Annotated in this window: 15 protein-coding genes; 1 reads left to right on the forward strand and 14 read right to left on the reverse strand. The window is 35.4% G+C overall.

Going from position 1 to position 14771, the window contains the following annotated elements; translation table 11 throughout:
- Positions 1–116: 116 nt before the first annotated feature.
- A complete protein-coding gene (gene mtnN, locus NCCP28_RS03750; protein ID WP_248560041.1) occupies positions 117–812 on the reverse strand; it encodes a 5'-methylthioadenosine/S-adenosylhomocysteine nucleosidase in 696 nt (231 codons plus the stop codon).
- Positions 809–1462 (reverse strand): class I SAM-dependent methyltransferase, encoded by a 654-nt coding sequence (locus tag NCCP28_RS03755; protein ID WP_248560042.1) that lies wholly within the window; start codon positions 1460–1462, stop codon positions 809–811. The genes mtnN and NCCP28_RS03755 overlap by 4 nt, the downstream gene beginning before the upstream one ends.
- Positions 1463–1621: 159 nt before the next feature.
- Here NCCP28_RS03755 and NCCP28_RS03760 point away from each other — a divergent pair, with 159 nt between their 5' ends.
- Positions 1622–1831 (forward strand): YrzA family protein, encoded by a 210-nt coding sequence (locus tag NCCP28_RS03760; RefSeq protein WP_248560043.1) that lies wholly within the window; start codon positions 1622–1624, stop codon positions 1829–1831.
- A gap of 70 nt (positions 1832–1901) precedes the next feature.
- Here the strand turns inward: NCCP28_RS03760 and NCCP28_RS03765 are convergent, their stop codons facing one another.
- The 12 genes from NCCP28_RS03765 to alaS form a co-directional block, all read right to left on the reverse strand.
- Positions 1902–2546: a YrrS family protein gene (locus NCCP28_RS03765; RefSeq protein ID WP_248560044.1), complete on the reverse strand. Its 645-nt coding sequence runs from the start codon at positions 2544–2546 to the stop codon at positions 1902–1904.
- A gap of 157 nt (positions 2547–2703) precedes the next feature.
- Positions 2704–4464, reverse strand: coding sequence for a peptidoglycan D,D-transpeptidase FtsI family protein (locus tag NCCP28_RS03770; protein WP_248560045.1), 1761 nt, complete (start codon positions 4462–4464; stop codon positions 2704–2706).
- Positions 4465–4526: 62 nt separating this feature from the next.
- A complete protein-coding gene (gene greA / locus NCCP28_RS03775) occupies positions 4527–4997 on the reverse strand; it encodes a transcription elongation factor GreA (protein ID WP_248560046.1) in 471 nt (156 codons plus the stop codon).
- A gap of 413 nt (positions 4998–5410) precedes the next feature.
- The gene (gene udk / locus NCCP28_RS03780; protein WP_248560047.1) at positions 5411–6046 is read right to left on the reverse strand and encodes a uridine kinase; all 636 of its coding nucleotides are present in this window, start codon (positions 6044–6046) and stop codon (positions 5411–5413) included.
- Between the two features lie 4 nt (positions 6047–6050).
- Positions 6051–7319 (reverse strand): peptidase U32 family protein, encoded by a 1269-nt coding sequence (locus NCCP28_RS03785; protein ID WP_248560048.1) that lies wholly within the window; start codon positions 7317–7319, stop codon positions 6051–6053.
- A gap of 24 nt (positions 7320–7343) precedes the next feature.
- Positions 7344–8273, reverse strand: coding sequence for a peptidase U32 family protein (locus NCCP28_RS03790; RefSeq protein WP_248560292.1), 930 nt, complete (start codon positions 8271–8273; stop codon positions 7344–7346).
- Positions 8274–8275: 2 nt separating this feature from the next.
- Positions 8276–8917 carry an O-methyltransferase gene (locus NCCP28_RS03795; protein ID WP_248560049.1) on the reverse strand — a complete coding sequence of 214 codons (642 nt, stop codon included), beginning with the start codon at positions 8915–8917 and terminating at the stop codon, positions 8276–8278.
- A 281-nt stretch (positions 8918–9198) separates the two neighbouring features.
- Positions 9199–10347, reverse strand: coding sequence for an endolytic transglycosylase MltG (gene mltG / locus NCCP28_RS03800; protein ID WP_248560050.1), 1149 nt, complete (start codon positions 10345–10347; stop codon positions 9199–9201).
- Positions 10348–11000: 653 nt separating this feature from the next.
- On the reverse strand, positions 11001–11291 hold the full coding sequence (locus tag NCCP28_RS03805; protein WP_248560051.1) for a DUF1292 domain-containing protein: 291 nt from the start codon (positions 11289–11291) through the stop codon (positions 11001–11003).
- 13 nt (positions 11292–11304) lie between these two features.
- Complete coding sequence (ruvX, locus tag NCCP28_RS03810; protein ID WP_248560052.1) at positions 11305–11721, reverse strand: Holliday junction resolvase RuvX; 417 nt, start codon at positions 11719–11721, stop codon at positions 11305–11307.
- Positions 11722–11726: 5 nt separating this feature from the next.
- Positions 11727–11993, reverse strand: a complete 267-nt coding sequence (locus tag NCCP28_RS03815) for an IreB family regulatory phosphoprotein (RefSeq protein WP_101176399.1) — start codon at positions 11991–11993, stop codon at positions 11727–11729.
- A gap of 75 nt (positions 11994–12068) precedes the next feature.
- Positions 12069–14702, reverse strand: coding sequence for an alanine--tRNA ligase (gene alaS, locus NCCP28_RS03820; RefSeq protein WP_248560053.1), 2634 nt, complete (start codon positions 14700–14702; stop codon positions 12069–12071).
- Positions 14703–14771: the final 69 nt, after the last annotated feature.

The following is a 14771-nucleotide window of genomic DNA, read 5'->3' on the forward strand; positions in this document are numbered from 1 at the left end:
GGATTTTCATAAATAATTATACATAGCGGAAAAGTAGGAATTAAAAAGAGCGGACTCTAAGTACTTTTCTTAGAGTCTCCACTATTTCAGATGAATACTATTATAAACATGCTGAATCAGCTTATTTTAGAAATAATCTTCATTACTAAATTTGCTGAATGAACAGCTGCTTTTTCTAAATATTGGTCAAAGGAAAGATGCGATTCTTTCCCAGCAATATCTGATAAGGAACGAATAATTACAAATGGCAGTTTATATTGGTAAGCAACCTGTGCAATTGCAGCTGCTTCCATTTCAACGGCTTGAAGTCCTCGAAACTTACTTTGAATAAATGCCGCCTTTTCTGGATCATTAATAAAAGAGTCTCCTGTTGTAATCAGTCCTTTTACAACTGCATGATCCCCTATCTCTTTAGCACATGTTTCAGCGATTTGAACAAGTTCACCATTTGCTTCAAAAGCAGCAGGCATTTGCGGCACTTGGCCGTACTCATATCCAAATATGGTTGCATCTACATCATGATGACGCACTTCTTTCGAAATAACAACATCACCTACATTCAGTTCTGGATTAAGCCCTCCTGCTGATCCTGTATTAATTAAATACTCTGGTTTGAAATTTTCTAATAAAATCGTTGTACTCATTGCAGCATTTACTTTCCCAATGCCTGAACGCAATAATACTACCTCTTTATCAAATAAACTTCCTTCAATAAATTGAAAACCTGCAATTTGCTGCTCTTTTTTATTTGTTATTCTCTCTCGTAGTAAAGCTACTTCTTCTTCCATTGCTCCAATGATTGCTATTTTCATTTTTCGTCTTCTTCTCCTTTTTTGACTCCTTCCATAATCCAGACAAAATCATTAAACTGTTCAAATTTAACGGTAAATCCATTATCATGAAATATTTCCGTTAAGATAGGAATAGTTGTATAATATTCACGTTTTAAATCTTCTGCTAAATTTGGATAGCCTTTTTTAATTGCATCATTAATGGTTTGCAAATATTTATCATCTGATGCAAACATTGTATCTGCAAAAACTATTTTACCATCAATAGGCAAGCAATTACTATACAGCTCTATTGCCTCCCGTTTTTCCTTATCTGTAAGATGATGAAATGCATATGTGCTGACAATCGTTTGTGGAGTCTCTGTTATTTCAAAAACAAGAAAATCTCCATTTTTTATTATTGCATTTTCTCCTAATTTTTCTAAAGCCTGTTTGCGCATCGCTTGTGATGGCTCAATCGCTGTGACATTCAAACCTTTATTTAATAATTTTACAGTCAAATTTCCAGTCCCAGGACCAAATTCTAGAACATGGCCAAAAGCCCGCTCTGCAACTTCCTGTAAAATGTTATCATAACGGAAAAATACTTCTTTATATTCTTCATCACTTTTTATGCTTTCATCATAAGTATCAGCCCAATTTTCAAAAATCTCTGCAAACTCATTGCCCAAAGTTCACACCTCTTTTTCATTTTTATTATTCCTATCAACATAGTATGTTTTAGATTTGATTCTGGGATTGAATTCTGCTAAAAATACTTTTCATTCTACACTAAAAGATAAATAACATATGATAAAATAAGGGTTAGTTTATAAGAAAGGAAGAGTGGAATGGACTTTCACCTAGACATAATCGAAGATAAAATCGAATTTTTTGAAGCAGATAATTTAAAGACTTTAGAAAAAAAAATCACTGAGCAAATTGATATAAACAAAGGCATATTCTTAGGTGTTCATTCTGTCAGTCATCAAATGGCTATTAGCGACAACGGGAGACCGTATTTTACCGCAGTCGTTCATTTTAAAGCAAAAAACAGATAATATTCATCTAAAAAACTAGCCTTATGCATAAATAAAAAATGCGGGTGATTTTCACCTGCATTTTTTATTTTTATCTTATATTTAGGTTTTTTATTTCTTCTACTTTTATCGGCTTCCATCCTTGTTGGTCGACCCATTCAATATACACACGATATTTTTTAGATTTGTCTTTGGATGATACAGTGCCGATTGACTTTTGAGGGTCATGATTATTATTTCCTAAAAACCAGACAACCATATCAGACTCATCCAACCCTGAACCATACGCTAACGCCTTCACTTGTTCATCCCAATCTGGTCCATCAGAATAAACCGCTCTATGTTCCCCTGTTTGTGTAGTGCCAACAGATTTCCATGAAGGATTTTCAATTGTTTTCACCACATTGGAATCACTGCCGCCTTCTGTTACAATTGCTTCTTCTTCGGTTTTAGACTTGTCTTCCTCTAGCTTTTTTTCTTCATCAGAATTAGCGGATTCATCTGTATTTCCATTCACAGTTTCTGTTGTATTATCGGCTTTTTTTGTCTCCACAGTTTTTTCCTTAACTGTTTTGTCTCCATTCGTTTCATCTTTGGAGCCGAAAATTGTATAAGATACAAATACAATTAGCAGAATGACTATTACGATTAAACTATTTAAAATTAAGTTGGTTTTTTTTCTTTTGGAGCGTTGCTCAGAACGGCTTTGATTGTTTGCATTGCCTTCACTATTCAAAGTGTTTCTCCTCCTATTTTTCAGTTCCAGTCAATGGTGGATGTATTTATTTGTATAGTTATGTAACATAACCATACATTTATTAAGACTGTACATATTCTACCATGAGAAAGCAATAGTGAAAAGTATTAAAGAACAGTATACTGCAATCTGCTGGTTATTTTGACTTTTGATCATAATCATAAACAGATTTGACCATATCAGAGAATAATGGATTTACTCCCCCTTCTTCAGCAAAAACGCCTAAATTGACTGCAACTAGTGCATACCTTGGCTTATCATAAGGAAAATAGCCTGCAAACCATTTATTATGGAGCTGCTTTCCATCTATCATCACATCTGTCTCTGCTGTTCCTGATTTTCCTGCCACTTCATATGGCAAATCTTGAAACCATCTGCCTGTCCCTTTTCCATTTACAATCACTTCTCGCAGCAATTTTTGTAACCTTGCTGCAGTATAAGGGGATATCGTATTCCCCGATAAGTCTTCTTGTTTAAATTTTAAAAGAGTGCTTCCATTTTTATACTGTATTTCTGATGCAATGCGCACGCTCTGTTTTTCTCCGCCTCTTGCAATCGTGGCCATCATATTGGCGACTGCAAGAGGGGTCACTCTGACTTCATTTTGGCCAATCCCAGTTAATGCAACAAAATTATTATCTTTTTTGTCCTCTTCTGTTAAAAACACTCTTCCTTTTTCTTCATCCTGCAATTGTTTAAAATTTTTCGTATGATAGATAGTTCCTTCCCAGCCAACCATTTGTGTTAACGACAACTTCTCTGCATAATTTTCTAATATATTCCCATCCATATTTTTCAATTCCTTAGCAATCGTTGCAAATGTATTATTGCAGCTGACTGCAAAACTGTTTGTAAAATTCAACATTCCATGTTGATAGTTTGGATCAGGATCACCATTAATTTTTTGACTGCAGTCAAACATTCGCTTGTCATCATCTAATTTATAATCAATGGCGGCGGCAGCTACAACTGTTTTAAACACAGATCCAACAATTTGCTGCTTTAGCATAAAGTTGTTTATCCCTTCTGTTTCATAGGGATTTTGCCTATTGATTACAGGTCTAGAAACCATTGCTGCTACAGAATTGGTTTCTAAGTCCAACAGTACCAGTCCTCCTTTTTTTATACCTTGTTCATCTACTAATTTCTCCGCTGCTTCTTGAAGATTTTTATTTATAGTTGTTTTTACATTAACAGGATAAAAGGGATTTGCCGGTTCTACATATTTAACGTTAATGCCAAATAATGGCCTCCCTGTGCCATCCACATGATAGACTAATTTCGCTTCTCCATCAGGCAAAAGAAACTCATCAAAGCTTTTTTCCATACCCGTAAGTCCTATCAGTGTATTAAAAGAGAGTTTTTTATCTGGATATCGTTTTGCTAATAACTCCTCATTTTGCCCTGTTATTCCAAGAAGCTGTTCTGCCAAATTATTTTTGAGACTATCTTTTTTTTCTACAGCAAACACCCCTGGTATTGCCATTTTATTGATAGCTTCTCGTTGCAAATCTGTTAAACTAATAGGAGCATCTCCCCCAAAAATAATAGGAGCATTTGCAGTTTGTACCGCACCCTGCAACTGATATTCAGAAACCCCTATAATTTCTGCTACCTTGCTGCTATTCCATTCCATACTTTTCAAAAAAGGAAAAAGGACTAAAACCGATTGTGTCTGATGGGTAAGGAAATTTCCATCCTTATCTAAAAATCCTCCCCTCCCATTATCCAGCACAATTTCTTGAGATCGCTGCTTAACACTCTCTTCTGTCAAATTGATATTATGTTTTGTAAAATGTTTTGTTTCCACTAGCTGTACTTGCACTAAACGTGCAAGCAAACAAGCAAGTCCCATCATTAAAATAATTCCTACACCAATTATTCTCTTTCTCCACATAAAAAACACCTCATCAAAAGTCTTGACGAGGTGCTTTTATTTCAAACTATATTTTAAAGCTTTTATTTAATCGTTACAATTTGTACATTCATTTCTCCACCAGGAGTTTGTACAACTACTTTATCGCCAACTTTTTTGCCGATAAGGCTTTTAGCAATTGGAGAATCATTAGAAATTTTCCCTTCAAATGGATCTGCTTCTGCACTGCCGACAATACTATATGTTTCTTCATCCCCATCAGGAAGTTCAATAAATGTAACCGAGCTGCCTAATGATACTTTATCTCGGTCTAATTCAGCTTCTGAAATAATTTTCGCATTTCGGATCATATTTTCAATTGTTGTAATACGGCCTTCCACAAATGCTTGTTCCTCTTTTGCCGAATCGTATTCAGAGTTCTCTGATAAATCTCCAAAACTTCTCGCAATTTTAATGCGTTCCACTACTTCTTTTCTTTTTACCGTTTTTAATTGTTCTAACTCTTGTTCTAACTTTTCTTTACCAGCCAATGTCATCGGAAATACTTTTTCCATTGTGTTCTTCCACTCCTTCTAGTTTCCATAACAATCATTTTGTTTAGGAATAGTTGTTTTTATGTATAAGAAATTTAGCGCGTCCGATAAGACGCGCGTACTTATTCTAATAGGAAGAGTTTAATACGTATTACGGAAAAAAGAAAGCCCTTTTTTCATTTTGTAATAGTAATGATATACATAACTTGCCAAAAATAGAATCAATTATACGAAAATTCCTTATTAAACCTAAAAAATGAAAAACTATTTTATTGATTGACCATGTTAACGACTATTGATAAAAGTAATTTTGGTTTATCCATAAATAACAAATGTTTTTTATGGCCTATTGACACGAATATGCGGCAACAGGTTCATAAACCAAAATCATCAAAGTTGGTTAACAAAAAGCCTAGGTATTATCTGCTATTGTTTCATAAAAGTGACTTTTGTTCAAGGATTGTTTGTATTTTGGTCACCATTAAATCGATGGCAACATGATTTTGTCCACCTTCTGGAATAATGATATCCGCATATCTTTTGGTTGGCTCAATAAATTGATTATGCATTGGCCGAACAACATTAACATATTGCTCAATAACAGAATCCATTGTACGTCCACGATCCTGAATGTCTCTTTTCAATCTTCTAATGATCCTTAAATCAGCATCTGTATCGACGAATAATTTAATATCCATTAAATCACGAAGTCTTTCATCCTCTAAAATCAAAATTCCTTCAATGATGATAACATCTTTTGGCTCTACAATAATTTTGTCTTTCGACCTTGTATGGATATTATAGTCATATACAGGCTTTTCTATTGTTTCATAACGAAGCAATTTCTCAATATGATCAATCAACAGCTCTGTGTCAAATGCTAATGGATGATCATAATTTGTTTTCAGCCTTTCTTCAAAAGGCAAATTTGTTTGATCTTTATAATAAAAATCTTGTTCAATCATTAAAATAGAATGATCATTAAAACTTTCAAAAACTGCTTTAGAGACGCTTGTTTTACCTGAACCAGATCCGCCTGCGACCCCAATTACAACCGGTTTACGTTGCATGCAATTAGAGCTCCTTTCGCATCATGTTGTTAGGAAACACAGGATGCTCTACTTTAAATTTTACGGTTTGCAGCGGATGTCTTGCCGCATCTAAAACTTCGCCCTTTTCATCCCAAATTGTATCTACAACCATTTTGAAATTATTGATTTCTGGACCAAAAAATTCTACTTCTTGTCCTGTTTTAAAATAATTGCGCTGCTGCAATGTCACAATTTGTGTTTCTGCATCATAATCAAGCACTAATCCAGCAAAATCAAAAGTTGTCTTTTTGCTGTGATTGCCAAACATTTGCTCTTCATATCCTGGTTGTCCTTCAAAAAAGGCAGGAGCAGTATCTCGATTTGCACATTTATCCAGCTCTTTTAGCCATTCTTCATCTATTACAAAATTATCTGGATCTGCACAATAAGCATCGATAACTTTGCGATAAACAGTTACAACTGTTGCAATATAATGGATAGATTTCATTCTTCCTTCTATTTTTAAACTGTCAATGCCTATTTCAATCATGCGGGGAATGGATTCAATTAATTTTAAATCCTTTGGACTCATTGCAAATGAAGAATCTTCATTTGAAAATAAAGGATTTTCTTTATTATCCTCCAATTTATATAAATCATAATCCCAACGGCAGCTTTGGCAGCATCCGCCTCTGTTTGAATCACGTGCAGTCATATGATTGCTTAATGTGCATCTTCCAGAATATGCAATACACATTGCCCCATGGATAAATGTCTCAATCTCCACATCAACTTTTTCCTTCATTTCGATGATTTCTTCTGCACTTGTTTCCCGTGCCAATACAACACGCTCTAATCCTTCTTCTTTCCAATATTGCACGGCTTTCCAATTGGATAGTGATTGTTGTGTACTCAAATGCACTTCAATTTCTGGAGCTACTCTGCGGCAAGTTTCAATGATTAATGGATCAGCAACGATAATTCCATGTACCCCAGACTCTTTTAATCCTAATAGATATTCTTCAAGGCCATCAATGTTCTCATTATGTGCAAAAATATTTGTTGTCACATACACTTTTGCATTATATTTTTTCGCGAATTCCACGCCTTCTTTCATTTCCTCAAAAGTGAAATTCCCCGCATTAGAACGCAATCCATACTCTTGACCGCCAATAAATACTGCATCTGCTCCATAAGCAACAGCAATTTTTAGTTTTTCTAGATTTCCTGCTGGAGCCAATAATTCTGGTTTTTTAACAATTACTCTTTTTCCATCTCTTATTTCAGATATTGGAGTTTTAACGATTGTCATATGCTCTTTCCTCCTTTTCCCTTCTTAATAAACAGTTTCTTTGAAGAAAAATCCTGTATCCAGCTGTCTATTTACTGGCTGTATTTTTTCGATTTCTGCAAGAAATAATTCTTTTTCTTCTTCATATTGATTCGGATCATCTACACACATATCAATAGCCTTTCGATAAATGCTTGTTACTTTCTCGATATAAGAAGAGTCTTTTAATAACCCATCAATTTTAAAAGAATCAATGCCTGCCTCAATTAAATCTTGCATTTCATCTACAATGCAAATATCATTAGGGCTCATAATATGAGTGCCATTTTCATCTTCAAAGATCGGATATTTATTTTCTCGTTCTTTATCATGTAAAAACAAATCTTTTTCCGTTCTTTGTTGATCCATTTCTTGCTCTTTTCCTTGATATTGAAAATAATGTTTCAAAAGAGAGCGTTTTGACTGAAACATTGTCGTCATCCCATGCACTTGTATCTCAATTTCCACCTCAGCATTTTCTTTTGTTTCAATAATGCTGTCCATGCTGAGTTCTCTCGCTAGGACTGCTCTTTTTGCACCTTTTTTGCCCCAATAATTGCATGTATACCAATTTGTCCCAGTAGTTTCTGTGCTCCAATGAAGCTTTAATTCTGGAGCAGCTTCACGAGCAACCATTAAAACAGCGGGATCACCAAAAATAACGGCATCTGCACCCGCTTCCTTTAAAAATGGAAGATAATCATAAAGATCATCCATTTTATCATTATGAAAAATAGCATTAACTGCTACATACACTTTTTTATCATTTTCATGTGCCAATTCAATCGCCTTTTTTACATCCTCACGATTGAATTCACCCGCTAAACGAAGTCCAAACTTCTGCTCTCCTACTACAAATGCATCTGCGCCGCTTTTTATAAGGGGCAATATATCATCAACATGATTTGGTGTAACTAATAGTTCAGGTCTCTTCATCATTATCTCCTCTTTTTGCTAATGGCTATTCCATCTCCAACAGGTAAAATGACTGTTTCATACTCTGGATGACTCATTAGCCACTCGTTATAATTGTTAATTTTCCGCACCAATGCTCTAACATTTCTGCTTTCAATATTGCTTTGGGCTACCAAACCGTGAAACAATACATTATCGGTAAAAATGATGCCCTCATCTGAAAGCTGTTTTGAATATATATCAAAAAATTTGCGATATTGGCTTTTTGCCGCATCAATAAATAATACATCATATGGTCCGTATTGCTGCACTAAACTCTCTACTTCAAAAGCATCTCCATAAATAAGCTTAATTTGCTTTTGTTTGTTTAGCTTATCTACATTTTGTTCCGCGATTTTATAGCGCTGTTCATCTCTTTCAACCGTTACTATCGTAGCATTTGGCAAAGCATTTGCCATTCTGATAGCTGAATAGCCGATCGCTGTTCCTATTTCGAGAATTGTTTTCGGCTTTTGAATGCGCAAGAGCTGGAGCAGCGATTCTATGCCAACAAGCTCCATAATCGGCACATCATTATCATGGGCATAGTTTTCAATTTCCTCTATTTCTTTTGTTCTTTGCGGAACCAAAGCCTCAATATATGCCGTTATTTTATCTTCTTGCATTTCTTCCACCTCATTGTTCTCTCTTCTAAATAGGCCATGTTACTCAGCTCTCGTATCCTCATATGCTAACAAAGCCTTATCCTTAAAAAATCTCTACCTGAAAATAGTTAGCTTCTTTTTATAAGAACCTAACCCTCGACACTTCCTCATACAATATAATAAATAGAAATAAAAATATATTTCATAAAAATAATAGAATATCTAAAAACACTTGTACTATTTTAACATAAAATAAAAGGGAAAGCTAATTAATCTGCTTTCCCTTTTCATTATTCAACAAATCAATTATTGGAAATATATTTTGCCTTTAATTTATTATGTTCTTCCAATGTTTTAGAAAAATGAACTTTTCCATCTTTCGATGCTAAGAAGTATAGATAACCCGTTTTTTCAGGATGCAAAGCTGCTTCCATCGACATAACGCCAGCATTGGCGATTGGCCCAGGAGGAAGCCCTTTATTTTGATAAGTATTATATGGAGAATCTACTTCTAAATCTTTATATGTTACTTTTGCTTTATGTTTGCCTTGTGCATATAAAACAGTCGGATCTGTCTGCAGCGGCATTTTTTCTTTTATCCGATTATAAAATACACTGGCGATTTTATTGCGGTCTGCTTTTTTTGTTGCTTCTTTTTCAATCAAAGAGGACATCGTCAAAAATTGATGAACTGATAATTCTTGATCTGCTATTTCCACTTCATATTCCTGTACAACATTTACGGTTTTATCCAGCATGACAGAAACAATCTCCTCAAGTGATGGATTTTTTTTATAAAAAGAATAGGTAGCTGGGAAAAGATATCCTTCTAACGGATGTTTTACATCCTTTGCCATTATTTCTGTTGTCAATAAATCAGGATATTTATTCATCATCGATTGAATGAATACCTCATTATTTAATTGTTTAATAATATCGGATTCTTTTTGATTATTTTTTTGGGCAATCGCTGCGGCTATTTCATCCAATTGTTTCCCTTCCGGTATAGTGATGGAAAACACAGGTTTTTGCATAATTTTCCCCGTTTTTAAACTATCAATAATCTGCGTAAAGGTCATAGAAGGGTTCATATGATATTCCCCTGCCATAAAATCCGACTCATTTTTAAATTTCACATAATATTTAAACACACGAGCATTTTTTACCATTCCTTTATCCTCTAATGTTTGTGAAATAGAAGATACACTTGAACCAATCGGAATATCTACAACAATTTCTTTTTTGCTGTTTGGTTCAACAGGCTTTAATGCAGCATTAATATATAGGAAGATGCTTAATGCTGAAATGCCAATAATCAGCACCAATGCCGCCCCAGCCAGCAGTACAACTCTTCTTATAACTTTCGCTTCATTTTGTCGTTCTGCTAATTTTTCTAAAAAAAGCTCTTTTTTATTTTTTATTCCATTATTCCCCTCTTTATCCAAAGACACATATTTCCCTCCTAGATGTAGGGCATGCCTGCCCAAAAAATCTCATATCTCGACTCATTATACTATATTATGACCTTAAAAGTCGCAAGTTTTGACGAAACCCGAATATACAAAAGAAGATGATTCATCTTCTTCGTATAATCACGCCTATCCTTTAGGATATATTTCCTAAAATAAATGCTGTTTTCTTAGAGTTTTTTATTTTCAGCATAAAAACACTTGGCATCCAAGCATTTACGCAGACTTCTCTTTGGAAAAATGAGACAGATAGAGTTTCAACTGCCGTTTAGCGGAAAACAAGATGTATGCAGCCAGCAGATTTAAAGTCAACGATTCATACGAAAACAGCCCCTTCTTTTTAGCTCTGTTAAACTATCCTGTTGATGCAGTCCGGGATCCTCCTCGGCGCGTATGAACGCGTGCGGGGTCTCCCTTTGACTCGCTTTTCCCTCAGGAGTCTCACTCCTTCCATTCCCATCAATAAAGTGCCAAAATCCACCCTAAACATTGCCTAACTTTTTTTCAAATTACATACAAAAACACCATTTTTTCTTGTAAATTAAATAGAAATTAAAAAACAGGGGAAGAAAAACAATTTGTTTTTCTTCCCCTGTTTTTATTTTAGGACTGATTAGGCAGCCCCTTTTTTATTTTTATTCTTCTTCTTGATTGGAAAGGAAAGTATTCAGCATTTCTTCTACTAAATCCCATTCTTCTTCTGTTTCAATTGGAGATAACTCTCCGTCGCGTGTTTCTTCGTTTGGAATAAAAGAAGATGCATGAATATCAATGTCTTCATCCTCGTCATCATCTTCTCCAATTGGATAATATAAAACGTAAGACTTGCCAAACTCTTCTGATTCAAATGTAAAAAGGATTTCGCATAACTGCTCGTTTCCCTCTTCATCTACTACTGTAATTGTATTTGTTTCACCATGTTCCATTTTTTCCACCTCATTATTTCTGGCTATCTAAATAGCCTTGTAGAATCATTGATGCTGCCATTTTGTCTATTACTTTTTTCCTTTTTTTCCTGCTGACATCTGCTTCTAAAAGGATTCTTTCAGCAGCCATTGTTGTTAAACGCTCGTCCCACAGGATTACTGGCAGCCCAAATTCTTCTTCAAGCAATTTTGCATAGTCCATGCTTGCTTCCCCGCGAAACCCAATGCTGCCATTCATGTTTTTAGGAAGTCCAACCACTATTTTACTCACATCATGCTCAACAATCAATAGCCCAATTCTCTTAATGCCAAATTCCTTTTTATCTTCATCAATTTTAATTGTTTCTATACCTTGTGCTGTCCAGCCAAAAGCATCGCTTATGGATACTCCTACTGTTTTTGAGCCTACATCCAAGCCCATAATTCGCATTTATACTATTCCTCTCGCTGCTGTTTTAAATAGGATTTTACCAGTTCTTCTATAATTTCATCCCGTTCTAATTTACGAATGATGTTACGTGCGTCCAAATGTCTCGGGATATAAGCAGGATCTCCCGAAAGCAGATAACCGACTATTTGATTAATGGGATTATAGCCTTTTTCTTGAAGTGCATCATATACTTGATATAATACTTCCTTCACATCATGTTCATATGGTTCTTCAGGAAAGTTAAATCTCATCGTTTTATCGAATGAACTCATCAAACAACACCTCATTTTCTATTAAAAACGACTGCTTTAGTAGTTATCTACATTTTACACTAGTTGCTGATAATATCAAACGGATTTCACGTATTCTTCCACAAATTGCAGCGCTTCTTGTAATTTAGAAGGATCTTTTCCTCCTGCTTGTGCCATATCTGGACGGCCGCCTCCGCCTCCGCCGCAGCGTGTTGCAACTTCTTTAATGATTTTCCCTGCATGGAATCCTTTTTCAATCAAATCTTTTGTTACTCCTGCAATGATATTGACTTTTCCTTCATTGACGCTTCCAAGCACAATGACAACAGAGTCAATTTTTTGTTTTAAATCATCAGCCATCGTACGCAAATTGTTCATATCCACACCTTGGATATTGGCAGCTAGAACATTAACTCCATTGATTTCTTTTACATTATTCACTAGATTGCCTGCTTCAATATTGCTGATTTTTGCAGCCAATGATTCATTTTCTCTTTGCAGCTGCTTCGTTTCTGCCATTAATCCATCAATTCGTGCCACAATATCTTTTGGACTTGTTTTTAGTTTAGCTGATGCTTGCTTTAACAAGCTGATCTGATCTGTCAATTGCTGATATGCCGCTTGTCCTGTTACAGCTTCAATCCTGCGTGTTCCTGCTCCAATTCCAGCTTCTGAAACAATCTTAAATAGTCCAATTGCAGAAGTATTGTCAACATGGCATCCTCCACATAATTCTAAACTAAAATCCCCTACTTGAACAACACGAACGATTTTTCCATATTTTTCGCCAAATAAAGCCATGGCTCCCATTGCTTTTGCTTCATCAATATTTTTATGCTTTATGGAAACAGCTATGCTCTCCCAAATTTTTTCATTTACAATTTTTTCAATATTTTCTAATTCCTCTGCTGTAATTTGTCCAAAATGCGAAAAGTCAAAACGCAAACGATCACTTTGCACTAAAGAACCTGCTTGATTCACATGCGATCCAAGCACATCTTTTAATGCTTGATGAAGCAAGTGTGTAGCTGTATGGTTTTTAATGATTTTTGAACGATTGCTTGCATCCACAATCGCCGTCACTTTGTCATGTAAAGAAACAGTTCCTTCTTCTACTATTCCTCTATGAAGGTTTTGTCCATTTGGCGCTTTTTGAACATCTTTTATTTTTACTAAAACACCAGTTGCGTTTAATGTTCCGATATCAGCAATTTGTCCGCCGCTTTCTGCATAAAAAGGTGTTTGATCCAATATAAATTGAATTTCATCTCCCGCTGATGCGCTGGATGCCATCTCTCCATCTTGAAGCAATGCAGCAATCGTCGATTCAACGGTTAATGCGTCATAGCCAACAAATTCACTGCTTACAGTAATATCTCCAAGCACACCTGTTTGCACTTGCATGCTGTCCACTTCTTGACGTGCACTGCGGGCGCGATTTCGCTGACTTTCCATTTCCTGCTCAAAACCTTCAAGATCCAATTCCATTCCTTGTTCCTCTGCATATTCACTTGTTAACTCTACAGGGAATCCATAAGTATCATATAAACGGAAAACATCAGCACCAGAAATAACTGTGCTTTTTCCTTCTTTTGCTTTTTTCATAACTGCTTCAAGAATCGCTAATCCTTCGTGAAGTGTTTCATGGAAACGTTCTTCTTCACTTTTCATTACCTTCTGGATAAAATCTGTTTTATTTTTTACTTCTGGATAAAAATCTGCCATCACTTCCCCGACAACAGGGACTAATTCAAACATAAATGGGCGATTAATATTAATATTTTTTGCATAACGAACCGCTCTTCTTAACAATCTGCGGATAACATAGCCTCTGCCCTCATTGGAAGGAAGAGCCCCGTCCCCAATCGCAAAAGCAACAGTACGGATATGGTCTGCAATCACTTTAAAAGCTTCATCAAGCTGTTTTTGTTCCCCATACTTTACATCGGCAATTTGTTCTGTTGCACGAATAATCGGCATAAACAAATCTGTATCAAAGTTTGTCGGCACATTTTGCACAACAGAAGCCATGCGCTCCAGCCCCATGCCTGTATCAATATTTTTCTTAGGAAGAGGTGTGTATGTACCATCTGGATTATGATTAAATTCTGAGAATACAAGATTCCATACTTCTAAATAACGATCATTTTCTCCACCTGGATAAAGTTCCGGATCATTTTCATCCTTGCCATATTCCGGACCGCGATCATAAAAAATTTCTGTATTGGGACCACTTGGACCCTCTCCAATATCCCAGAAATTCCCTTCTAAACGAATAATGCGATTTTCAGGGATGCCAATGCTATTCTTCCAGAATTGGTAGGCTTCTTCATCTTCTGGATGAACCGTTACAGACAGCTTCTCCTTATCAAAACCAATCCACTTCTCATCTGTAAGGAATTCCCATGCCCAATTGATAGCTTCTTCTTTAAAATAATCGCCAATAGAAAAATTACCGAGCATTTCAAAAAATGTTTGATGTCTTGCTGTTTTCCCGACATTTTCAATATCATTTGTGCGGATGGATTTTTGCGCATTGGTAATTCGCGGATTTTCAGGAATAACTCTTCCATCAAAATATTTTTTTAATGTAGCAACTCCGCTATTTATCCATAATAAAGATGGATCATCATGTGGAACTAATGATGCACTAGGTTCTACTGCGTGGCCTTTTTCTTGGAAAAACTCTAAAAATTTGCTTCTAATTTCTGAACCAGTTAAAACTTTCATTATTCTACCTCCTTATATGTATACAAGCATACTTTTCTATAAAAGAATAAGCATACATCAAGCTATTGA

Origin of the sequence: Niallia sp. NCCP-28 (assembly GCF_023168165.1) — a bacterium.
In the GTDB taxonomy this organism is placed as follows: Bacteria; Bacillota; Bacilli; order Bacillales; family Cytobacillaceae; genus Niallia.

What these genes read in the sequence shown, in the direction of transcription:
- mtnN (WP_248560041.1), bottom strand. Translation starts at nt 812, where the DNA reads ATGAAAATAGCAATCATTGGAGCAATGGAAGAAGAAGTAGCTTTACTA.
- NCCP28_RS03760 (WP_248560043.1), top strand. Translation starts at nt 1,622, where the DNA reads ATGGACTTTCACCTAGACATAATCGAAGATAAAATCGAATTTTTTGAA.
- NCCP28_RS03770 (WP_248560045.1), bottom strand. Translation starts at nt 4,464, where the DNA reads ATGTGGAGAAAGAGAATAATTGGTGTAGGAATTATTTTAATGATGGGA.
- greA (WP_248560046.1), bottom strand. Translation starts at nt 4,997, where the DNA reads ATGGAAAAAGTATTTCCGATGACATTGGCTGGTAAAGAAAAGTTAGAA.
- udk (WP_248560047.1), bottom strand. Translation starts at nt 6,046, where the DNA reads ATGCAACGTAAACCGGTTGTAATTGGGGTCGCAGGCGGATCTGGTTCA.
- NCCP28_RS03785 (WP_248560048.1), bottom strand. Translation starts at nt 7,319, where the DNA reads ATGACAATCGTTAAAACTCCAATATCTGAAATAAGAGATGGAAAAAGA.
- NCCP28_RS03790 (WP_248560292.1), bottom strand. Translation starts at nt 8,273, where the DNA reads ATGAAGAGACCTGAACTATTAGTTACACCAAATCATGTTGATGATATA.
- NCCP28_RS03795 (WP_248560049.1), bottom strand. Translation starts at nt 8,917, where the DNA reads ATGCAAGAAGATAAAATAACGGCATATATTGAGGCTTTGGTTCCGCAA.
- NCCP28_RS03805 (WP_248560051.1), bottom strand. Translation starts at nt 11,291, where the DNA reads ATGGAACATGGTGAAACAAATACAATTACAGTAGTAGATGAAGAGGGA.
- ruvX (WP_248560052.1), bottom strand. Translation starts at nt 11,721, where the DNA reads ATGCGAATTATGGGCTTGGATGTAGGCTCAAAAACAGTAGGAGTATCC.
- NCCP28_RS03815 (WP_101176399.1), bottom strand. Translation starts at nt 11,993, where the DNA reads ATGAGTTCATTCGATAAAACGATGAGATTTAACTTTCCTGAAGAACCA.
- alaS (WP_248560053.1), bottom strand. Translation starts at nt 14,702, where the DNA reads ATGAAAGTTTTAACTGGTTCAGAAATTAGAAGCAAATTTTTAGAGTTT.